This window comes from Roseibium aestuarii (genome assembly GCF_008477545.1).
Classification (GTDB): Bacteria; Pseudomonadota; Alphaproteobacteria; order Rhizobiales; family Stappiaceae; genus Roseibium; species Roseibium aestuarii.
Map to the genome: position 1 here is coordinate 172,045 of NZ_VORA01000005.1, position 21,650 is coordinate 193,694.

Below are 21,650 nucleotides of genomic sequence, written 5' to 3' on the forward strand. Positions count from 1 at the left end.
CTCAAGGCAGGAGATCGCAGCCATGGCTTTCAGCCTCGTGACATCCGAACCCGGCCGTGCGGGCACAGCCGCGCGCGGCAAAGAGGAGAGCCGGTCCGGCTTCTGGGTCGTCTTCTTCCTGATGACCCTGCTGTCGGTCGCTTCCGGCGCCATGCTGGCGGCCCACATGGTGCAGACCTTGCAGCAGGGGCAGATGCCGAACCCGGCACAGGCCGGCTCCGGCCCCGCGCTCCATGCGGATGGCTATCAGACCAATCAGCGCATCGTGAAGATGCGGCCGCTGGTGACCAACCTCGACGCGCCGGGCGATGCCTGGGTGCGGGTGGAAGGGGTGCTGGTGCTCTCCGGGGCGGAGGTCGACGACGTGGATCTGCTCACCGCCCATGTGGAGGAGGATCTTCTGGCCTATCTCCACAGCCTGCGTCTCGCCCAGCTCGAAGGTGCGGTCGGGCTGCAGCACCTGCGCGAGGACCTCAACGAACGGGCGCGGCTGCGTTCGCAAGGTGCGGTCAGTGAAGTCATCCTCCAGACCCTGGTGATCCAGTGAAGCGTCTTCTCCCCTGCCTTCTTCCGGCTCTTGTCCTGCTGGTCCTGTCGAGCGTTGCGGCGCAGGCCCAGGTGCCCGATCTCTCGGCCCTTCTGCCCGAGGGCGAAGGGTCCGCTACGGGCCGGATCGTCCAGGTCATAGCCCTGCTGACGGTGCTGTCCGTTGCACCGGGCATCCTGATCATGGTGACGAGCTTCACCCGCTTTGCCATCGCCTTCTCGTTCCTGCGCAGCGGTATCGGGCTGCAGACGACGCCGGGCAATCTCATCCTCATCTCGCTGGCGCTGTTCATGACCTTCTACGTCATGGGGCCGACCTTCGATGCGGCCTGGAAGAACGGCATCACGCCGCTGATGAAGAACGAGATCACCGAAGAACAGGCCTTCGAGCGGATCACCGAGCCGTTCCGGGACTTCATGCTGGCGCAGGTGCGCGAGCAGGATCTGGTGCTCTTCGACGATCTGGCGCTGGGCCGGGTGACGGAGACGGAGGCAGGCTCGCCGGAAGAGGTGGAGCTCAGGGTGCTGATCCCGGCCTTCATGGTCTCGGAACTGCGCCGCGGCTTCGAGATCGGCTTCCTGATCGCGCTGCCGTTCCTGGTGATCGACATGATCGTGGCGACCATCACCATGTCCATGGGCATGATGATGCTGCCGCCGACGGTGATCTCGCTGCCCTTCAAGGCGCTGTTCTTCGTGCTGATCGACGGCTGGAACCTGCTGGTCGGGTCGCTGGTGCGGTCGTTCTTCTGAATTCGAATTCGGGCTGGCAAGCCTCGCGCAAGCAAGGGATGCCAGTCTGATGACCACGGTGGGTTGGATCCCAGCACAGAGACGGATCCAAAGGCATGACGCCGCTCCCGCCGGTCCGGTGAAAGTCCGGAATGTCCCCGTCAAATCCTAACCTTGAAAGGGACATATCATGTCTAGCCTGATGACCAACGCCTCTGCGATGACCGCATTGCAGACCCTGAACGCCACCAACAAGAACATGGCTGAAGTTCAGAACCGCATCTCCACTGGTTACCGTGTGTCCACGGCGTCCGACAACGCCGCCTACTGGTCCATTGCAACCACGATGCGTTCCGACAACCTGGCCCTGTCCGCCGTTGAAGACGCTCTCGGTCTGGGTGCCGCCACCGTGGACGTGATGTACACCGCCATGGAAAGCACCGTGGACGTGGTGGACGAGATCAAGGCCAAGCTGGTCGCTGCCCGTCAGCCGGGTGTCGATCGTGCCAAGATCCAGTCCGACATCACGGAACTTCAGGGTCAGCTGCAGACCGTCGCCGATTCTTCCGTCTTCAACGGCGAGAACTGGCTCTCGGTGGACTCCAGCGACGCGGCCTACAACGCAACCAAGACGATCGTCGGTTCCTTCACCCGTTCGGGTGGCTCCATCTCGATCGACACGATTGCCGTTGATATCACCGCGACCGAACTGTTCGATGCTGCCGACCAGTCCGGCATCCTCGACAAGACCCTGACGAACGGCAACACGGTGGACACCATCGACATCTCCGCTCTGACCGACTCCGCCGCCGACCTGACCTCGCTCGAGGGCATGATCGCCGACGTGGACGAGGCGCTCGGGGACATCACCGATGCCGCAACCCTGCTGGGTTCCGTTAAGAAGCGCGTTGACCTGCAGAAGGACTTCGTGACGGCTCTGACGGATGCCATCGACCGCGGTGTCGGCCAGCTGGTGGACGCTGACATGAACCAGGAATCGACCCGCCTCCAGGCTCTGCAGGTTCAGCAGCAGCTCGGCATCCAGGCGCTGTCGATCGCCAACTCCAACAGCCAGAACATCCTCTCGCTGTTCCGATAAGATCCTTTCTCCTGAATTCAGGATCGGGAAAGGCCGCGCCAGGTGCGCGGCCTTTCTGCATTCCGGCCCCGGTTGCTGGCGCGCGCGTCTCATTCCGGGGCTGCGGCGTCCACGCAATCCTCACGCAAGCTGGTCCGCCGATAGTCGGGGCAACAAGGATCTCTGACGAAGGGGTGCGGAATGCCTGGCCGCGAACATGCCGAAAGACTTCTGGCGAACCTGCAGGAACTCGGTGCCAAGCGCCTGATCGCGCTGGCTCTGGTGGGCCTGACCACCATTCTCACGGTGGGCCTCGGCGCCTATTATCTCAGCCGGCCCGAACAGGCCGTGCTCTACACCGGGCTGGAAGGCGAGGATGTGACGCGCATCGGCGCCGCCCTCCAGGATGCCGGCATCTCCTACGACATCAGCTCGGACGGAACCTCCGTCATGGTCAGCCATGGCAACACGGCCAAGGCGCGCATGCTGCTGGCCGAAAAGGGCCTGCCGCGCGGTGCGGAGGCCGGTTACGAGCTCTTCGACGATCTCGGCTCCCTGGGCCTGACATCCTTCATGCAGGAGGTGACGCGGGTGCGGGCGCTGGAGGGCGAACTGGCCCGGACCATCCAGCTGATGCAGGGGGTGCGGGCCGCGCGGGTGCATATCGTCATGCCCGAGAAGGGCTCCTTCCGGCGTGACCAGCAGCCGCCGTCTGCCTCCGTCGTGATCCGCTCCGACCTGCCCGACGACATCCGCACGGCGGACGCCATCCGCCACATGGTCGCGGCCTCCGTGCCGGGCATGGTGGCTGACAAGGTGACGGTGCTGGACACCACCGGCGGCATCCTGGCGGCGGGCAAGGACCCGGCCAAGGCCTCTGCCGGCCAGCTTGCGTCGCTGGAGACTGCCGTCAGCAACCGGATTTCGGAAAACATCCGGCGCACGCTCTCGCCCTATCTGGGGCTCGACAGTTTCGAGGTGAGCGTGGCGGCCGATCTCAACATGGACCGCAAGCACATTGCCGAGACGATCTTCGATCCGGAAAGCCGGGTGGAGCGGTCGGTGCGCAGCATCCGCGAGAACGAGAACTCGCAGAATTCCAGCGTCGAATCTCCCACCACGGTTGAGCAGAACCTGCCTGAGGAAACGGTCACTGCCGAGAACGGCGAACGCTCCAGCGAGGAGAACCAGCGCCGGGAGGAAACCGTCAACTACGAGATCTCCTCCACCCGGATCGAGACCAGCCAGGATGGCTACAAGGTGGAGCGCCTGTCGATTGCCGTGCTCGTGGACCGGTCCCGTCTGGTGCAGAGCCTCGGCGGTGAGCCGACCCAGGCCCAGATCGATGCCCAGCTGACCGAGATCCAGGAACTGGCTTCTTCCTCCGCCGGGGTGGATTCCACCCGCGGCGACCACGTGAAGGTCTCCATGGTCGACTTCCTCAATGGTGGCCGCGACATGGAGCCGATCCCGCCGCTGAGTGTGACCGAATATCTGCTGCGCCAGTCCGGCAACATCATCAACGCGGTCGCGATCCTGGCGGTGGCGGGCATGGTTATCTGGTTCGGCCTGCGTCCGGCCGTGGCCTCCCTCGTGCACCAGCCCAAGGCCGACATCGCGCCGATGCTGGACATGGTCGAGCAGGACGGCATGGACGGTGCGGAAGGCTATGGCGGGGCCTATGGCGATCAGCGTCTGCCGGGCCGGGCCGACCATTCGGGCATGCTGGAAGACATGTCCAACAAGATGAACCAGTCGCCGCTGAAGAAGCTGGAAGCGCTGCTCGAATATAACGAGGACCAGTCCGCCGCCATCCTGCGGGGCTGGCTCTATGAAGAGGAGCGCGTCGGATGACCCGGTCCCTTGCGGCACATATTCCCGTCTTTGCCGGGACTGACCAGGCCGACGGCGGCGACCTGCTGGTGGAAGTGATCGTCCCGCGCGAGCGCGAAAGCGAGCGGGAGGCCTGGGAGGCCAAGGTGCGCCAGGCCTTCGAGCGCGGACAGGTGGACGGGGAGCTGAAGCTCCGCGACCGGTTCGAGGCCGAGAAGGAGCGGCTCATCGAGGATCACGAGAAGACCATCGCCAACCTGAAGCGCCGTCTTGATGAAACCGCCGGCGAGCAGCTTGCGGCCCAGCTCGAGGAAGCCTTCGTCGAGCTGGAAGCCCGGCTCGGCGACGCGATTGCCGACATTCTGGAGCCCTTCGTGCGCCAGTCGGTGCTGCTCGCCCTGCTAGACGGGTTCGCGGGCGCCATTCGCCACATGCTGCTCGATGCACAGGCGCGCACGCTCACCCTGCGCGGGCCGGAGGCCATGCTTGCACGGGTGCGGGACCGGCTCGGCCCCCTTGCGGCCACCGTCGCCTTTGAGCCCAGCCACGAGACCGAGCTGCGCGCCAGCCTCGGCTCGACGGTGATCGAAACCCAGTTCGCGGCCTGGAAGGCCCAGCTCGACGAGGAAAGGGAACGGGCATGACCCAGGAGATACCCGGCGAGATCGTCATCGTCCGCCGCCGCGGCGGCTGGGACGAGGAGGCCCACGGACACGGGGTCTGGAAGATCGCCTATGCGGATTTCATGACCGCGATGATGGCCTTCTTCCTCGTGATGTGGCTGATCAACGTGACCGACGACAGCGTGCGGCGCGGCGTCGCCCAGTATTTCAACCCGGTGCGCCTCGCCTCCACGGCGCCGCACCAGAAGGGGCTGAACGATCCGAACGTGCCCGGCGACACCCAGGACGACGGGGCCAATGCGCCGAGCGGCGCCAAGGCGCCCGGAACGGGCACCCGGTCTTCGGAGGCCGGCCCGTCGGGCAGTGCGGAGGCCAAGTCCGGAGAGACGGCCGCCGGTCAGGGACGGGCCGGCACCTTTGCCGCGACCTTCTCGGAGACCGATCTGCTGGCCGACCCCTATGCGGTGCTGGAAAGCCTGGCGTCCGCCGTGCAGCTCGATCCCGGTCAGGGGGAGTTGCCGACCGCCATCGGCGCGGGCCAGTCCCGCGAGGCGGGCGCCCGGGGCGGCGAGGCCTTCCGGGATCCGTTCGATCCCATGTACTGGCAGTTCCTGCCAAACCGGATGCTTGGCTTCGAGGAACGCGGCGCGCAGAGCGAGGCCGCAGCCGGTGCTGCCGAAACGGCCGAGGACGGCAAGGGCGTGATGGCCCGCACCGAGATCGTTGCCGTGCCGCTGCCGCCCCAGAAGGGGGAGGGACGCGACGCGCCGTCACAAGGGTCGACTTCGGTGGCGGCGGTCGATGTGGCCGGATCCGGCCCGGCCGTCGCAGCGTCGACACAAGCGGCAGAGGATCTGGCCGATCCGGCCTTCCCGGTGCACCGGGAGATCGCGGCGGCTGCGCCTCCGACTGCCCCGAACGCCATGCCTGAGACGGCCACGCCGCCGTCACAGGTGGTCACCGCTGAGGCTCTCGTGGACCCGGCGACGGCCGAAGTGGCTGACGCACCCGAGGCAGCGGCCCTGCAGGAACAGGTGGCCGGGGTTCTGGAACGCTTCTCAGGCACGCCGCTGGAGGAAACCGCCCGCCACATTGCCGTCGCCCAGGTGGAGGATGGGGTGCTGATCTCGCTGACCGATGACCAGGACTTCGGCATGTTTGCCATCGGTTCCTCGGAGCCGCGTCCGGAGCTGGTGCGCCTGCTGCAGGAAATTGCGGGCGTGCTGAAAAGCGATGCGGGGGCGATCGTGATCAAGGGCCACACGGATGGGCGACCCTACCGCTCGAAGACCGGCGACAACTGGCAGCTCTCCAGCGCGCGGGCCCGCATGGCGCTCTACATGCTGGAGCGCGGCGGCATTCCGGCGGCCCGGTTCGAACGGGTGGAGGGCTATGCGGATCGCGACCTGCGGCTGGCCTCCGACCCTTATGCGGCGGTGAACCGCCGGGTGGAAATCCTCTTGCGGAAGGAAGACTGATGACCCGGTCTGTCTTGGGCGGGCTGATGCTGCTCGCCATGCTGGTCTGTGGCGGCGCCAGTGCCCAGTCGTTCGAAACCCAGCCCTATGAAATGGTCCGCACCCTGCAGGAGCTGCAGGGGCAGGTGGCGGAAGGCAACAGCCAGGCCGTGGCGGCCCAGCGGGTGCTGCTTCTGGACATGGACGCCCGCTTTACCCGGTTGCCGGCGGAAGCCTGGCAGGACCCGCGCAACGCCCGGGCGGCGATCATTCATGTGCTGAGCGGCGGTCATCCGGCCGTGCTGCGGCGGTTGACGAGCCTTTCCCCGGCACCTGCGGTCGAACCGGCCCTGTTGCAGGCGGCGCTCGCCTATGTGGAGGGCCGGGAGAGCGATGTGGTGGTCGCCCTGGAGGGTGTCGACATCGCCGCCCTGCCGCCGGCGCTCGGCGGCCATGTGGCGCTGATCAAGGCGGCGGCCATCTTGCGGGAGGATCCGCAGGCCGCGCTGGAGGCTCTCACCCTGGCGCGCCTGCTCATGCCGGGCAGCCTGGTGGAAGAGGCGGCCCTGCGCCGGGAGATCTTCGTCTCGGGCAAGGTCGGCGACATCGAGCGGTTTCAGTCGCTGGCGATCCGTTATCTGCGGCGCTACCGGGACTCCATCTATGCCGGTGATTTCCGGCGGCGCTTCGCCCTGTCGCTCGACGCGCTGGGCTTCGGACGCAATGCGGAGAAATTCGCGCTGATCGAAGGGCTGCTGATGGAGTTCGACGCGGATACACGGCGCGAGCTCTATCTGCGGCTGGCGCGGACCGGGTTGCTCAACGGTGAGCGGCTGGTGGTGGACAAGGCCAGCGCCGAGGGCCTGAAGCTGGCGATCGACGGCTCCCACGAGGAGATGCTCTTCAAGCTCTACCGGGCGGGCTCCCTGCTCGAGATCGAGAACATCAAGGTCACCCGCGACATGCTGTGGTCCATCGACAAGGACCTCCTCACCGCTGAGGAGCGGGAGCTGATGCGGGCCATCTTCGCGGTGGTCAACTCGGTGCGCCATTTCCCCACGCCCCCGGGGCACGTGATCGGCGAGATGGATGTCTACGAGACGCTTCTGGCGCCGAAGTCGGCGGATTGGGTGAGGCCCGGAATGACCGAGGTGGAAGACCTCATCGAAAAGACCAACGCACAGATTCAGAAGGTCGGAGGATAGGAATGGCCGGATCTCCCGTTGAACTCCTGCAAGGGGCCCGACCGGTCCGCAGCGACGCGCCCCGGTCGCGGGGAGAGGATCCTGCCGATCAGGATCCCGCCCGCTCCCCCTTCCGCAGCCTGCTGAAATCCCTCACAGGCGGCGATGGCGAGGCGGCGGTTCAGGCTGATGCCCCGGCCGCACCCACCCAGGCGGCGGTGAGCGAGGACGCGGACAGTCTCGCGTCTCTTCTGGCCAGCCTTGCCGGACAGGCAGGGGCGGCCGGATCAGCGACGGCAGGACTCCCCGGCCCCGGATCGGCCGGAGGGCTGCTGCCGGGCAGTGCCGGGACGCTGGACGGGACGCTGGCCGGGAGGCTGGAAGGTGCGCTGGATGGGGGCGAGGCCCGCATGACCGCCGCCCATGCGGGCGACGTGCTGACCCTGACCGGGGCCGGGGCGCCTGCTGCTGCAGACCCGGCCAGTGCAGCCTCCTTCACCAAGGGCGAAGGCCGGATGGCTGGGGGTGCGGCAGCGCAAGGAACGGCATCTCCCCAGGCGCAAGGCGCCGGGCAGACGCCGCCGCAGTCTGGTGCAGCCTCCAGCCCCCAGACAAGCACGACTGCGGAGGAGAGCAAGGCCAATCCCTTCGACGCCTTCGCCGTGGAACCGGAAGAGGTCAGGGCGGCGAGCCGTCCCGGCGCTGCGGATCCGGACGGAGAGCTGTCGCGGCAGATCGCCGGCACCATCAAGGTCGTGCGGCAGGAAACCCATTTCGCGCCGACGCTGCGCCTGTCTCCGGTGCAGCAGATCGGCGAGCAGATCATCGACAGCCTCAAGGGCTCCAGCTTCCTGCGGTCCTTCGACCTGCCGACCCGTACCGAGGGGCCGATCCTCAAGACGCTGGAGATCCAGCTTCAGCCGGTGGAACTGGGCAGCGTGAAGGTGCAGCTGCGCATGGTGGCGGACCGGGTCGAGGTGGTGATCCAGACGGCCCGGGAGGCGACGGCGGAGATGCTGCGCCAGGACCAGAAGCTGCTGGACCAGATGCTGAAGGCCACGGGCTACAAGTCCGACAGCGTGACCATTCAGGTGGCCGACAGCCGGATGACCGGTGCGGCGGCGAGTGCCACCGCGCAAGGCGGCGCCGCGGATGGCTCCGCCCAGCAGAACGGCTTTTCGGGTCACACGGGCGGGCAATGGGCCGGCGGCTCGGCCGGTCACTCCGGCGAGCAGGCCGGACGCCAGGATGCGGACGGGGGCGCGGACGGGCCATGGAGCCGCAGTCCGGACGGGAGCGCCGCAGATGACATTCACGAAGTCTCAGGGAGACAGGGTCATGAAACCGGTTCTGATCGCCGCGCTGGCGGCCTCTATCTCTAGTCTCGTGCCGGGCGGCAACGCCCGGGCCGAGATCCAGAATGCCTGCGAGAGCGAGATGGTGGAGGCCGCAAGGCTCTATGAGGTGCCGCTCGGCGTGCTTTATGCGGTCGGTCTGACTGAGACCGGCCGGCGCGCCTCGCTTTATCCTTACGCCCTCAACATCGAGGGCAAGCCGTTGTTTCCGCCGAGCGCGGGGGCTGCCGAGCAGGACGTGATGAGCGCCCGCCGTTCCGGCCGCAAGCTGATCGACGTGGGCTGCATGCAGATCAACCTGCATTATCACGGCGAGAAGTTCCACTCTGTGCGCGAGATGCTGACCCCGCGGGCCAACGTTCGCTATGCCGCCCGCTTCCTGAAGGAGTTGCGGGTGAGCCAGGGCTCCTGGACCATGGCGGTCGCGCGCTATCACGCGGGGCCGAACAACGATCCGGCGCAGAAGCGCTATGTGTGCCGGGTGATCACCAACATGGTGGCCACCGGCTTCGGCAAGTGGACGGACGCCTCGCGCCGCTTTTGCAGCTGACGCGGGGCGATGGTCCTTCGCGGGGTCGATCGTTAAAATTTTAGTAAAAACAAATAATTGAAATAATTCAGCTTTTTCGGCTGGCGACAGCCTCGCGCAAGTTTCTGCCTGTTGGATGGCTCCCAGATGATTTCCTAATCCGGGAGAAATTCCATGGGTCTCTATGGCGTAATGCGGACCGGCGTTTCCGGCATGAATGCCCAGTCGAGCAAGCTCGGCACCGTGGCGGACAACATCGCGAATTCGAGTACGACGGGCTACAAGCGCGCCCAGACCGAATTCTCCTCCATGATCCTGTCCCAGGGGGCCGGCACCTACAATTCCGGCGGGGTGGAGGCCAAGACCCTCTATGCCATCTCCGAGCAGGGGGCGCTGAGCTACACCACGTCCAGCCTCAATCTGGCTGTCGACGGAAACGGGTTCTTCGTGGTCGCGAACAAGGAGGGTCTGAACCCGGCCCTGACGCGTGCCGGCGCCTTCGTGCCGGACGGGGAAGGCTTCCTGGTCAATTCCGCCGGTTACTACCTGCAAGGCTATCCGGTGACCAACGGGGCCGCGCCCGCGCCGGTCGCCAACGGTCTGGGCGGGATGGAAGCGGTCAACATCTCCCAGAGCCAGCTTGAGGCGGTGCCGACGAGTTCCGGCAAGCTCTGGGCGAACGTGCCCGAAGGGGCGGCGCTGGTGCCCGCTGCGGATCTGCCGTCGACCAACTCGCCGACGGCCAGCTACACGGCCAAGACCTCCATGGTTGTCTACGACAATCTCGGCAATGAGCTGACCCTGGACATCTACTACTCCAAGATGACGGAGACGGCCGCCGACAGCGACTGGGAAGTCACGATCTACAACGCGGCCGATGCGGCGGCGGGCGGCGGGTTCTCCTATTCGACGCCGGCGCTCTCGACCCAGACCCTGACCTTCGACGTGACCACCGGCGACCTTACAGCGGCCAGCCCGACGGACATCACCCTGACGGTGCCCAATGGCCAGACCTTCGACATCGATCTGAGCGGCGCGACCTATCTGGCGGCGGATTTCACCGTCACCGAGGTGGACGCCAACGGCAACGCGCCGAGCGCGGTGGAAACGGTGGAGTTCGGCGACGACGGCACGCTCTATGCGCTCTACGCCAATGGCGATCGGCGCGCGATCTACCAGATCCCGCTGGCGGATGTGCCCAGCCCCGACAAGCTGACCCCGCTCTCGGGCAATCTCTATCGCATGTCGAACGACTCCGGCGACGTGCGGGTGGGCTTCCCCGGCGAGGGCGGCCTTGGCGATCTGGTGGTGGGTGCGCTGGAGGGATCCAACGTCGATCTCGCCTCCGAACTCACGAACATGATCGAATCCCAGCGTGGCTACAGCGCGAATTCGAAGGTCTTCAAGGCGGGCTCCGACCTGCTGGAAGAACTGGTGAACCTGGTCCGCTGAGGACCCTTGCCCTCCTGAATGACGAGTAGAAGCGATGTCTCTGTCTGTTGCCCTGCAGGTTGCCCAATCGGCCCTGAGCGCGCGCCAAACCCAGATGGCCACCGTGTCGCGCAATGTGGCGGGAGCCCAGGACGCGGGCTACACGCGCAAGTCCGTCATGCTGTCCACGGTCACCAGCTCCAGCGGTCAGCCGGGCGGGGTGCGGGTGGACGGGATCTCCCGCACGACGGACGCGGGGCTCTATGCCACGCTGCTGCGCTCCACCTCCGTCGGCACCGCCCAGCAGGCGCTGCTCGACGGGCTGACCACGATGGCGACCACGGTGGGCGACACGGAGCTGGAGCTGTCGCCGGCCGCCCAGCTCGGCGTGTTGAAGACGGCGCTGCAGACGGCGGCCTCCGATCCCAATGACACGATCCTCGCCCAGGACCTTTTGTCCGCGGCCAGGGACATGGCGCTGAGCCTGAACCAGGCGAGCGAGACCGTGCAGGGTGTGCGGGCGGATGCGGATGCGGCCATTGCCGACAGCGTCGACCAGATCAACAAGCTGCTGGGCCAGCTGGAGGCGCTGAACTCGGTGATCGTACGCGGCACCCAGAGCGGGGCCGACGTGACCGATGCGCTGGACAGCCGGGATCAGGTGCTTCTGTCCCTGTCGGAGGAGATCGGCATCACGACGCTCTCCCAGGGGGACGGCGGTGTCGCGGTCTACACGGACAGCGGGGTGACCCTGTTCGAGACCACGGCCCGGCCCGTGACCTTTGCTGCCACCAACACCTTCACCGCCTCCACGGTGGGAGCGGCGGTCTATATCGACGGGGTTCCGGTCATCGGTGACAATGCGGTCATGCCGATTTCCTCGGGCCGCCTTTCCGGGCTGGCCATGCTCCGGGACGAGGCCGCTCCGACCTATCAAAGCCAGCTCGACGAGATCGCCCGCGGGCTGATCGAAGCCTTCGCGGAAGCGGACCAGACGGCGGTCAATCCAGATCAGGCAGGTCTCTTCACCTGGAGCGGCGGACCGGCGGTGCCGGCAACGGCGACCCTTTCGGTCGGGCTGGCCAGCGACATCCGGATCAACGCCAATGCGGATCCGGATCAGGGCGGTGATCTGGACCTGCTGCGCGACGGCGGCATCTCGGATCCGCTCGACCCCAACTACGACTACAACCCGGCCGATAACGCGGGCTTTTCCGCCCGCCTGCAGGAGCTTCTGGAAAAGCTGGAAGCGCCGATGGTCTTCGACAGCACGGTGGAACTCGACCCGACCGACAGTCTCTCCGGCTTCTCCGCTTCCTCCGTCAGCTGGATGGAGGCCCGGCGCCAGACCGTGACGGACAATCTCGAGGTGCAGTCGGTGATCGTGGCCCGGACGGCTGAAAGCCTCGGCAACGAGACGGGCGTCAACATCGACGAGGAAATGACCCGTCTCCTGGAGCTCGAGCGCGCCTATGCGGCCGCCGCCAAACTCATTTCCGCCGTCGACAACATGCTCGACGACCTTCTTTCAGCCGCGAGGTAACCAGCCATGAAGACCACCTTTGTCTCGACCCTGTCGCTGGCCGATACGGCCCGCAGCCAGATGATGCGCCAGACCGCTCTCGTGGACCGGCTGCAGGTGGAGCTCTCCTCCGGCCGCAAGGCGGATGTGGGGTTGGACCTGGGCAGCCGGACCGGAGAAGCGGTGACGCTGCGCGCCGAGTTCTCGTTCCTCAACGCGATTTCCGACACCAATGCCCTGACGGCGTCGCGCCTCGACGTGTCGCAGGCGGCGCTGGGAGACATGCTCGCCAATGCGCAGGATTTCCTCGCCACGCTGATCGCGGTGCGCGACAGCGACGGCAGTGCGGCGCTGGCCCGGTCCGAGGCCATCGGCGGGCTCGACCTGCTGACGTCGCGGCTCAATACCCAGCTCAACGGCAGCTATCTGTTCGCCGGTCTCAACAGCGACGTGGCACCGGTGGCGGATTATTCCGACCCGGCCCAGCCGAACAAGATCGCCGCCGATGCGGCCTTCCTCGGTGCCTTCGGCTTCGACCAGACCAATGCTGGCGTGTCTGGCATTTCGGCGGCGGCGATGCAGACCTATCTGGACGGGCCTTTCGCGGCGCTCTTTGCCGATCCCGCCTGGGGCACGACCTGGTCCAGCGCCACCGACGAGACGACGGTCAGCCGCATCTCCACCAGCGAGACCCTGAACAGCTCCGTCAGTGCCAACGAGGATCCGTTCCGGGAGCTGGCGCAGGTCTACACGATGATGTCGGACCTCGGGAACACGGCCCTCAACAAGGAGACCCAGAAGGTGGTGGTCGACAAGGCCATCGCGCTGCTGGGCTCGGCGATTGCCGGGGTGGTGAGCGAGATGGGGAGTCTGGGCACCGCGCAGGAGCGGGTGACGCTGGCCAGCGAACGCCTGTCGATCCAGACCGACATCCTGAATGAACGCATCAACGCGCTGGAGCTGGTCAATCTGGAGGAAACCTCCGTGCGGCTGAACACCGCCCTGACCCAGCTGGAAACCACCTACGCCATCAGTGCGCGGATCCAGCAGCTCAGCATCCTGAACTACATCTGATCGGCCGGCCCGCGCCGGCGGGCCCTGCCTGCGACTGCCTGTCAAAGTCAAGTGAGGTGCCATGTACAGTCACTCCTACGCCGAAACCATGGACGAGATCTGCCTGGACGAGCGAACCAACGAGGCGGAAGCCGTGGAGCTGGTGCTTGCCATGCTGATGCGCGCCGAAGCCCGGGGGACCCAGTCGCGAGAGGCCGTGGAGGCCCTGTTCAACCTGCGCCGGCTCTGGGCCTATTTCCTCGAAAGCCTGGGCGACAATGCCAACGAGCTGCCCAAGGAGCTGCGGGCCAACCTGATTTCCATCGGGATCTGGGTGCTGCAGGAGGCCGAGCGCGTGCGTCAGGGCGAGGTCACCAGCTTCGCGGCGCTCATCGAGATCAACACCATCATCCGCGACAGTCTACGGGGAGCCGAAGCATGAAGATCGGACTGAAGGCCGGCGAACGGCTGTTTCTCAACGGAGCGGTGATCCGGGTCGACCGGAAGACCTCCATCGAGTTGCTCAATGACGCGGTGTTCCTGCTGGAAGCCCATGTCATGCAGCGGGAGCAGGCGACGACACCGCTGCGCCAGATCTATTTCCTGCTGCAATCCATGGTCATGGATCCGGCCTCTGCCGGAATGATGCAGGACTTTGCCTGCGCCATGGTCGGCGTGCTGCGCGACCAGACCGGCTCGGCCGCCCTGCGGGCCGGGCTTGACGAGATCGAGGGGCTGATCGAGGGCGGGCGCTGGTTCGAGGCGATGAAGCTGGTGCGCACCCATTACGCCCACGAGGAGGCGGAGCCCTTTCCCGCCGACGTGACCCGTTGCGCAGCGAAGGCGCCGCGCAGCGACAGCCGACGCGGGACGCGCAGTGCGCCGCAGCCCCCGATCTATCTGGAAGCGGTCTGAAGGAGCCCGAGCCATGAGCGTATCCGCAGTTTCCGCCGTGACTGAAAGCGGCACCTCCGTCAGCTCGGCGGCGCAGCAGCAGCTGACCCTCGACTACAACGCCTTCCTGACCCTGATGATGGAGCAGATGAAGCACCAGGACCCCACCGATCCGGTGGATTCCACCGAGCAGCTCGCCCAGCTCGCCAGCTTCTCGAATGTCGAGCAGTCGATCGAGACCAACAAGAAGCTGGAGACGATGCTGGCGAACATGTCCTTCGGCCAGGTGGACGATCTGATCGGGCGCACGGCGACCGATGCCAGCGGTACCACGGGCATCGTCACCTCGGTGGAGGTCTATGACGACGGCACGCTTCTGGGCCTCGACAACGGCAAGGGCATCCTGCTCGGCTCCGGCGTGAAGATCTCCTGAGCCGCGCCGGTGACACCATGAATGAAGTCGACGCCCTTGATCTGGTGCGCAGCGCCATCTGGACCATCATCGTGGGATCGGCCCCGGCCATCCTTCCCGCGATGGTGGTCGGGCTGGTCATCGCCCTGTTGCAGGCCCTTACCCAGGTGCAGGAAATCACCCTGACCTTCATTCCGAAGATCGTGGCGATCCTGCTGATGATCGTCATCGCCGGTCCCTTCATCGGAGGGCAGATCCATGCCCTGACCCTGCTGGTCTACAGCCGGGTGGAAAACGGGTTCTAGGTCCGGCCGGGCCGGAGGCCACACCATCCCGGCGCAAGCTTCGGCCCCTAGCGTGAGCGGACCTTCATCGCGGACCGGCGCCGAGCCGGTCCTCCACGCGACCCGAGCAGGGATCCGACATGACCGAAACCACTCTCGCCCCGGGTGCCGCCTCGCCGACGGAAAGCCGTCGCGACGTCGGCTTCGCCATCGGCATCGTGCTGATCCTGGCGGTTCTCTTCCTGCCGATCCCGACCTTCCTGATCGACATCGGCCTGGCCCTGTCCATCGCGCTTTCGGTGCTGATCCTGATGGTGGCCCTGTGGATCCACAAGCCGCTGGAATTCTCGTCCTTCCCGACGGTCCTGCTGATCGCCACCATGCTGCGCCTGTCGCTCAACATCGCGACCACGCGCGTGATCCTGGCCAATGGGCACGAGGGACTGGATGCGGCGGGCTACATCATCAACGGCTTCTCCAACTTCGTGATGAGCGGCGATTTCGTCATCGGCCTGATCGTCTTCGCGATCCTCGTCACGGTGAACTTCCTCGTCATCACCAAGGGCGCGACCCGTATCGCCGAAGTGGGGGCCCGCTTCACGCTGGATGCCATTCCCGGCAAGCAGATGGCGATTGACGCGGACCTGAACGCGGGCCTCATCAACGACAAGGAAGCGCAGCGCCGCCGCAGCGAGCTGGAGGAGGAGAGTTCCTTCTTCGGCGCCATGGACGGGGCGTCGAAATTCGTGCGTGGCGACGCGATTGCCGGCCTGATCATCACAGCCGTCAACGTGCTCGGGGGCATGATCATCGGCGTCACCCGCCACGGCATGACGCCAGCGGACGCGGCGGATGTCTTCACCAAGCTGTCCGTGGGCGACGGTCTGGTGTCCCAGATCCCGGCGCTGGTGGTGTCGCTGGCGGCCGGTCTTCTGGTCTCCAAGGGCGGCACCCGCGGCTCGGCCGACAAGGCGGTTCTGGGTCAGCTCGGCAACTACCCCCGCGCGCTTTTCGTGGCCTCGATCCTGATGGGGGTCTTTGCCCTGATGCCGGGCCTTCCCTTCCTGCCCTTCGCGCTGCTGGGCGGGATCATGGGCTTCACCGGCTATGCCATTCCGCGCAAGCTGGCGGCGCTGAAGCGGGCCGAAGAGGCCACCGCGAGCGCCAAGGAAGAGGCGCGCAAGGCGGAGCAGCGGGACTCGGTCAAGGAGTCCCTCAAGACGGCGGAGATCGAGCTGGTGCTCGGCAAGCAGCTCGCCAGCCAGATGATGACCAATCACGGCGAACTGTCGCGCCGGGTGGGCAAGATGCGCCGCAAGTTCGCCGAGCAATATGGCTTCGTGGTGCCGGACATCCGGGTGACGGACAGTCTGACGCTGGCGCCCAAGAGCTATCAGATCAAGGTGCATGGCACGATCGTGGCGGCGCAGGAGGTGAAGGTAGGCGAGCTTCTGGTGCTGACCGACCAGGGCCAGAGCCTGCCGGTGCCCGGCGACGAGACCCGCGAACCCGCCTTCGGCATGCCGGCCTACTGGGTGCCGTCGGCCTACAAGGACGAGCTGGTCCGGCGCAACATGCAGCCGGCGGACAACAACACGGTGATCCTGACACATCTGTCGGAGGTCATCCGCAACAACCTGCCGCAACTCCTGTCCTACAAGGACATGCGCAACCTCTTCGACCGGCTGGAGCCGGAATACCGCAAGCTGCTGGACGACATCTGCCCGGCGCACACGTCCTATTCCGGTCTGCAGGCGGTGCTGAAGCTGCTGCTGGCGGAGCGGGTGTCGATCCGCAACCTGCATCTGATCCTGGAGGCGGTGGCCGAGATCGTGCCCCATGTGCGGCGCTCCGAGCAGGTGGTGGAGCATGTGCGCATGCGCATCGCCCAGCAGATCTGCGGCGATCTGGCAGAGGGCGGGCCGCTCAACGTGCTGCGCCTCGGCAACCGCTGGGATCTCGCCTTCCACCAGAGCCTGAAGCGCGACAACAAGGGCGACGTGATCGAGTTCGACATCGAGCCCCAGCAGGTGGAAGACTTCGGCGCCGATCTCAGCCGGGCGGTGAAGACCCACATGCGCGACGGCATGCGCTTTGCCATTGTCGCGGCCCCGGAAGCCCGGCCCTATGTGCGCATGATCGTGGAACGCATGTTCCCGACCCTTCCGGTGCTTTCCCATCTGGAAATCGCCCGGGGTGTCGATATCCGCCAGATCGGCAGCGTGTCGTGACAGGGGCGGGGTTCATCACGGCCCAGTTCGGACCGGAGGTGCTGATCGCCACCTTTCTCGTCTTCTGCCGGGTCGGCACCTGCCTGATGATCATTCCGGGCTTTGCAAGCGCGCGCATTGCCATGCAGATCCGCCTGTTCGTGGCGATCGCCGTGACGCTGGCGCTTTCGCCGTCGCTCGTGCCGCAGGTGCGTGCGGTGTTGCCGGATCTGGAGCTTGCGACCCTCGCGCGGCTGATCCTTGCCGAGCTTCTGGTGGGGTTCTTCATTGGCCTGCTGGGGCGGGTGCTGCTGGCGGCGCTGGAAACGCTGGCGACCTTCGTCTCCATGGCCATCGGCCTGTCCAACATGCCCGGCGTTCCGGTGGAAGGGGGAGAGGCGCTGCCGTCTCTGGCCAATCTCATCACCTTGAGCGCGACCGCGATGATCTTCATCACCGACCAGCATCTGGAGCTCGTTCGCGCGCTCGCCGTCTCCTATTCCACCCTGCCGCCGGGCGAGGGGCTGGAGGCGGCGGCGGGACTTGCGCGGCTGACGGATCAGCTCACGGCGGCCTTCGTTCTGGCGCTGCGGGTGACCAGTCCCTTCGTGGTCTACACGGTGGTGGTCAATCTGGCGGTCGGTCTCGTCAACAAGCTGACGCCGCAGATCCCGGTCTATTTCATTGCCATGCCCTTCGTCATCGCGGGAGGCATGTACCTCCTGTTCCTCCTCGGTGCGGAAGGCATCCTGCTGTTTCTCGATGGCTATGCCACCTGGCTCAAGACGGGGTGATCCATGAAAAAGACGAAAGCGGAAGTCAACCGCATCCTGAAACACATGGCTCAGGTCTGTCAGCTTTCCGAATGGATGCTGCAGAAGCTGGAGGTGCAGGACCTCGACCTGATGGTGCGCGAGCAGCGCATCCTCGAGGTGCTGGCCGGTGGAGATCTCGTCGGCCATGACCGGTTCATCGCCAACGCCTCCCGCCGTCTCAAGTCGATTGCCGAGGAGCGGGAGAAGCTGGCGCGCGCCCAGGCGAAGGTGGCCCAGGAATATGCCCGCCAGCGCCAGATGCAGCAGGCCATGAAGGACAGGCTGACCGGCATGATGGTGGCGCTCGCCCGCAAGGAGGACGAGCAGCTTCTCGACGAGCTGGTGGACCAGATGTTCGGCCGCCCGGGACGCAAGCCCGCCGCAAGGCACGGGCTTTAGCATCGGCGGCAATCCGGTCCGCTGGGGCCGGTCCTCTTTGCCCCATTGCCTTGCAGGAGACTCCGATGGCCATTTCCCCTCCGTCCGACCTCGTGGTCGACGTGCTGAAGGCGGCGGATCCCGTCCAGCACGGTCAGGCCGTCCGCAAGCTGGCGCGCCTGGCGCCCCCGGGCAGCGCGCAACTTGCCTTTGCCGACACGCTGAAAGGGGTCTCGGACAACGGGTTCGGGGCCTTGTTCTCGTCGTCGGGCGGGGTGCAGACCTCCATCGTCGGGCGGCGCATCGATCAGGGGTTCGAGGCCGTCGGCCGGGCGGGCGAAAGCGATGCCTCTTCGCCGGCGCGGAAGTTCGAGGCCATGGTCCTGCAACAGTTCGTCGAGGTGATGCTGCCCGATGATGCCGAAGAGGTCTTCGGCGAGGGCAGCACCGGCGAGATCTGGAAATCCATGCTGGCCGAGCAGCTCGGCAACCAGATTGCCGCCAGTGGCGGCGTGGGTCTGGCCAGCTTCATTACCGACAGTCTGAAGGAGCAGAAGAAGGCATGAGCACACAGATGGTGACAACGGCGGGCGGGACCGCCGATGCGGCCTCGGAGATCGCCCATCTGGCGGCCTTCTCGGTTGCGCTGCGCCGGGCAACCGATGCGGTGGAGGCGGAAACCGCCTGCCTGCGCGCCGGCCGGCACCGGGATCTCAAGAGTTTCGAGCACCGCAAGAGCCAGGTCCTGCTGGATCTGTCGCGCCTGCATGCGTCCCTGCCGCGCGGCCGAAAGGATGGGCTGGTGGAGGAGCGCCTGCGCGATCTGCGCAGGGCGCTGAGCGAGAACATGACCCTGCTCGACCGGCACATGCAGGCGGTGCAGGAGATCACCGATCTTCTGGCCCGCACGCTGCTGGCGGCCGACAGCGACGGCACCTATGCGCCCCAGGGTGTGCGCGCGGCTCTGCCCGCCGGCGTGAAGGCGAGCCTGCCGGCAAGCACGGGGCGCAGTGATGCTTAGGCTCCTGCTCGTCGGCGTCTGGATGCCCGTGGCGACGCTGGGCGCCAGCTATGCCACCGTGTCCTGGCTGGCGACCCAGCCGCCGGGGGTGATCGGGGGCGGCGGCGGTCACGAGGCGGCGATGGGCGGTCTCGACTACGAGAGCGTTCCGCCGGTCAATGTGCCGATCATCGCCGATGGGGCCCTGCAGGGCTATGTGGTCGCCAAGCTGGTGTTCACGGCGGACGGGGACGTGCTGCGCAGCCTCTCCGTGCCGCCGCATCCCTTCCTGGTCGATGAGGCCTTCCGCTTTCTCTATGCGGATGAGCGGCTCGATTTCCACGACCTGCGCCGCTACGACCTGGCCAAGCTGTCCGAGCATCTGAAGGGGGCGGCCAATGCCCGCCTCGGCAAGGAGGTGGTGCGCGACGTGCTGGTCGAGGAGCTCAACTACTTCGACAAGGACGATGTGATTTCCCATTGACCGGTGCGCCGGTCAGTTGCCCCGGAGGGCGCCAGGCGCCTTCCTCCCTCGACCCGTATCCTGCCCCCTCAGGATGCGGGTCTTTTTCATGGGCGAGGGATCGGCCACGCGGGTGGCAGGCGTGCGGGTGCGGGTGTCAGGAGTGCGAATTTTCAGGCAACCGGACAGGTCCGCGAGCCTTTGCCGGCTGGCAGGAGCCGGGAAGAGAGCTGCGGCGAATGGGGGGGACAGGTTCAGCGGCTGATGCGGGCGTCGCGCAGGGCGTCGAGCAGGCGGCGGGTCAGGCTGTCTGTGGCAAGGCCGGCAAGGGCGCCGGGAGCGGGGGGCGTATCGCCCTCCTCACGCGGGGAGGTCTCGATATAGTCGACGAGCACCCGGTTGTCGGGCGCGCCGAGGACCAAGGTGAAATAGAGCCAGAGACCGTCGTTGAAGAACTCGAGATTGAGCGAGATTTCCGGAGCCCTGTCCCAGTCGACGCTGGCGCTGGCGGACATGGCGTAGCGCAGGGTGCCTTCGCGGAACGAGAGCTCTGCCGCAGAGCTGACGAGATCGGCGATGTTGTCGTGCTTGTCCATGCGGACATAGGCGAGGAAGTCGAGAACATCGACGAGCTTCAGCTCCTCGATGAAGCCTCCCAGCGCATCGACGATCGCCTGTTTGCGGATCTCTTCCACGCTCTTTGTCACGGTTTCTACAGCAGTTGTCTCGAGTTTGTCGTGCATCGCGTCTCGCTTTCGGATGCGCCAAATTATACAGCGACTGACTTACTACGCGAGTACACATAACAAATAATTTCGGCGACCACCCGATAGAATTGCGGAGGGATCACCTGCTCCAGTTCGGTCGCGGCATAGAGAGATCGGGCAAGGGCGCGGTCCTCGATGACCGGGATCTCGTTTTCCTCGGCGATCTGCCTGATCTTCAGGGCGATGAGGTCCTGACCCTTGGCCACGACGATGGGCGCCGGTGCCGTGTCGGGATCGTAGCGCAGGGCGACGGCGAAGTGGGTCGGGTTGGCGATCACCATGGTGGCCTGGGGCACGGCGGACATCATCCGGTTGCGCGCCCGGTCGCGGGCCAGCGAGCGCTGGCGGGCCTTGACGATGGGGTCGCCCTCCATCTGCTTGAACTCGTCCTTGATCTCCTGCTTGCTCATGCGCAGCTTGGCCCGCCAGTGGCTGCGGGACCAGAGAATGTCCGCGCTGACGAGCAGGATGGTGACGATGCAGACGCCGGAGACCAGCTTCATGCTGATCTGCAGGATCACTTCGGGCAGGGTGCTGGGATCGGAAAACATGACGTTGATCAACCCCGCTTGCTGGCCACGAAACTGGTAGAAGGCGACGGTGCTGACCGTCGTGAACTTGAAGAGGGCCTTGAGAAACTCGACAAGGCCCTGAACCCCGAAGATGCGCTGCCATCCTTGCGCAAGCGAGAGCTTGGAGAGATCCGGCTTGATGCGGTGGGGGACGAGGCGGGGCTGGTTCTGCAGGAACGAGGCCGCAAGGCCTGCTCCTGCCAGCGCCAGGACGATGGGCGCGAGAAACCGGCCGATCTCGAGCGAGACCGCGTGGGACAGCAACAATGCGTCAGCGCCATTTCCAAGTCCGTATCCTCCAGAGTTCGCAAGCAGTTGCCTCAGGGTGGACACCAGGGTCACGGTGCTCGACGTGAGGATGAAACTGCCGATCAGAAGCACCGCCACGAAGGAGGCAAAGACCGGAACCTCGCGCGAGACAGGGGTGTTGCCCTTCTCGAGTGCGTCCTGGATCTTCTTCTCCGTGGGCTCCTCTGTCTTGCTGTCCTTGTCGACGTCTTCTGCCATCGGGG

At 65.9% G+C, this 21,650-nt stretch carries 24 protein-coding genes; 22 read left to right on the plus strand and 2 right to left on the minus strand.

Features of this window, described 5'->3' with window-relative positions; all coding sequences use genetic code 11:
• The first annotated feature begins 22 nt into the window (after window positions 1–22).
• The 22 genes from FR728_RS16235 (at window position 23) to FR728_RS16340 (ending at window position 19,820) form a co-directional block, all read left to right on the plus strand.
• Window positions 23–547, plus strand: coding sequence for a flagellar basal body-associated FliL family protein (locus FR728_RS16235; protein ID WP_149893788.1), 525 nt, complete (start codon window positions 23–25; stop codon window positions 545–547).
• The gene (gene fliP, locus FR728_RS16240; RefSeq protein ID WP_188318934.1) at window positions 544–1,299 is read left to right on the plus strand and encodes a flagellar type III secretion system pore protein FliP; all 756 of its coding nucleotides are present in this window, start codon (window positions 544–546) and stop codon (window positions 1,297–1,299) included. The genes FR728_RS16235 and fliP overlap by 4 nt, the downstream gene beginning before the upstream one ends.
• Before the next feature lie 169 nt (window positions 1,300–1,468).
• Window positions 1,469–2,377, plus strand: coding sequence for a flagellin N-terminal helical domain-containing protein (locus tag FR728_RS16245; protein WP_149893789.1), 909 nt, complete (start codon window positions 1,469–1,471; stop codon window positions 2,375–2,377).
• Between the two features lie 180 nt (window positions 2,378–2,557).
• Window positions 2,558–4,210, plus strand: coding sequence for a flagellar basal-body MS-ring/collar protein FliF (fliF, locus tag FR728_RS16250; RefSeq protein WP_149893790.1), 1,653 nt, complete (start codon window positions 2,558–2,560; stop codon window positions 4,208–4,210).
• Window positions 4,207–4,833, plus strand: a complete 627-nt coding sequence (locus FR728_RS16255; protein ID WP_149893791.1) for an SPX domain-containing protein — start codon at window positions 4,207–4,209, stop codon at window positions 4,831–4,833. The genes fliF and FR728_RS16255 overlap by 4 nt, the downstream gene beginning before the upstream one ends.
• A complete protein-coding gene (locus FR728_RS16260; RefSeq protein ID WP_208998872.1) occupies window positions 4,830–6,290 on the plus strand; it encodes a MotB family protein in 1,461 nt (486 codons plus the stop codon). The genes FR728_RS16255 and FR728_RS16260 overlap by 4 nt, the downstream gene beginning before the upstream one ends.
• Entirely contained in the window at window positions 6,290–7,474 is a 1,185-nt protein-coding gene (locus FR728_RS16265; RefSeq protein ID WP_149893792.1) for a chemotaxis protein, read from the plus strand. The genes FR728_RS16260 and FR728_RS16265 overlap by 1 nt, the downstream gene beginning before the upstream one ends.
• Before the next feature lie 2 nt (window positions 7,475–7,476).
• A complete protein-coding gene (locus FR728_RS16270) occupies window positions 7,477–8,835 on the plus strand; it encodes a flagellar hook-length control protein FliK (RefSeq protein WP_149893793.1) in 1,359 nt (452 codons plus the stop codon).
• Window positions 8,792–9,358 carry a transglycosylase SLT domain-containing protein gene (locus FR728_RS16275; protein WP_208998873.1) on the plus strand — a complete coding sequence of 189 codons (567 nt, stop codon included), beginning with the start codon at window positions 8,792–8,794 and terminating at the stop codon, window positions 9,356–9,358. Before FR728_RS16270 ends, FR728_RS16275 begins: the two co-directional genes overlap by 44 nt.
• A 153-nt stretch (window positions 9,359–9,511) precedes the next feature.
• Window positions 9,512–10,789, plus strand: coding sequence for a flagellar hook protein FlgE (locus FR728_RS16280; RefSeq protein ID WP_149893794.1), 1,278 nt, complete (start codon window positions 9,512–9,514; stop codon window positions 10,787–10,789).
• A 34-nt stretch (window positions 10,790–10,823) separates the two neighbouring features.
• Complete coding sequence (flgK, locus tag FR728_RS16285) at window positions 10,824–12,311, plus strand: flagellar hook-associated protein FlgK (RefSeq protein WP_149893795.1); 1,488 nt, start codon at window positions 10,824–10,826, stop codon at window positions 12,309–12,311.
• Between the two features lie 6 nt (window positions 12,312–12,317).
• Window positions 12,318–13,364 (plus strand): flagellar hook-associated family protein, encoded by a 1,047-nt coding sequence (locus FR728_RS16290; RefSeq protein ID WP_149893796.1) that lies wholly within the window; start codon window positions 12,318–12,320, stop codon window positions 13,362–13,364.
• A 61-nt stretch (window positions 13,365–13,425) separates the two neighbouring features.
• The gene (gene flaF, locus FR728_RS16295) at window positions 13,426–13,785 is read left to right on the plus strand and encodes a flagellar biosynthesis regulator FlaF (protein ID WP_149893797.1); all 360 of its coding nucleotides are present in this window, start codon (window positions 13,426–13,428) and stop codon (window positions 13,783–13,785) included.
• Window positions 13,782–14,258, plus strand: coding sequence for a flagellar biosynthesis repressor FlbT (locus FR728_RS16300; RefSeq protein WP_149893798.1), 477 nt, complete (start codon window positions 13,782–13,784; stop codon window positions 14,256–14,258). Before flaF ends, FR728_RS16300 begins: the two co-directional genes overlap by 4 nt.
• 13 nt (window positions 14,259–14,271) lie before the next feature.
• Entirely contained in the window at window positions 14,272–14,670 is a 399-nt protein-coding gene (gene flgD, locus FR728_RS16305) for a flagellar hook assembly protein FlgD (protein WP_149893799.1), read from the plus strand.
• Window positions 14,671–14,687: 17 nt separating this feature from the next.
• Window positions 14,688–14,954: a flagellar biosynthesis protein FliQ gene (fliQ, locus tag FR728_RS16310; RefSeq protein WP_149893800.1), complete on the plus strand. Its 267-nt coding sequence runs from the start codon at window positions 14,688–14,690 to the stop codon at window positions 14,952–14,954.
• A 119-nt stretch (window positions 14,955–15,073) separates the two neighbouring features.
• The gene (gene flhA / locus FR728_RS16315) at window positions 15,074–17,164 is read left to right on the plus strand and encodes a flagellar biosynthesis protein FlhA (protein WP_149893801.1); all 2,091 of its coding nucleotides are present in this window, start codon (window positions 15,074–15,076) and stop codon (window positions 17,162–17,164) included.
• Entirely contained in the window at window positions 17,161–17,937 is a 777-nt protein-coding gene (fliR, locus tag FR728_RS16320) for a flagellar biosynthesis protein FliR (protein WP_149893802.1), read from the plus strand. The genes flhA and fliR overlap by 4 nt, the downstream gene beginning before the upstream one ends.
• 3 nt (window positions 17,938–17,940) lie before the next feature.
• Window positions 17,941–18,357 carry a flagellar biosynthesis protein R gene (locus tag FR728_RS16325; protein WP_149893803.1) on the plus strand — a complete coding sequence of 139 codons (417 nt, stop codon included), beginning with the start codon at window positions 17,941–17,943 and terminating at the stop codon, window positions 18,355–18,357.
• A gap of 65 nt (window positions 18,358–18,422) precedes the next feature.
• Entirely contained in the window at window positions 18,423–18,902 is a 480-nt protein-coding gene (locus FR728_RS16330) for a rod-binding protein (RefSeq protein ID WP_149893804.1), read from the plus strand.
• The gene (locus FR728_RS16335; RefSeq protein WP_149893805.1) at window positions 18,899–19,357 is read left to right on the plus strand and encodes a hypothetical protein; all 459 of its coding nucleotides are present in this window, start codon (window positions 18,899–18,901) and stop codon (window positions 19,355–19,357) included. Before FR728_RS16330 ends, FR728_RS16335 begins: the two co-directional genes overlap by 4 nt.
• Window positions 19,350–19,820 carry a hypothetical protein gene (locus tag FR728_RS16340; protein WP_149893806.1) on the plus strand — a complete coding sequence of 157 codons (471 nt, stop codon included), beginning with the start codon at window positions 19,350–19,352 and terminating at the stop codon, window positions 19,818–19,820. Before FR728_RS16335 ends, FR728_RS16340 begins: the two co-directional genes overlap by 8 nt.
• A 233-nt stretch (window positions 19,821–20,053) precedes the next feature.
• Here the strand turns inward: FR728_RS16340 and FR728_RS16345 are convergent, their stop codons facing one another.
• Window positions 20,054–20,542 (minus strand): hypothetical protein, encoded by a 489-nt coding sequence (locus tag FR728_RS16345; protein ID WP_149893807.1) that lies wholly within the window; start codon window positions 20,540–20,542, stop codon window positions 20,054–20,056.
• Between the two features lie 26 nt (window positions 20,543–20,568).
• Entirely contained in the window at window positions 20,569–21,645 is a 1,077-nt protein-coding gene (flhB, locus tag FR728_RS16350) for a flagellar biosynthesis protein FlhB (RefSeq protein ID WP_149893808.1), read from the minus strand.
• Window positions 21,646–21,650: the final 5 nt, after the last annotated feature.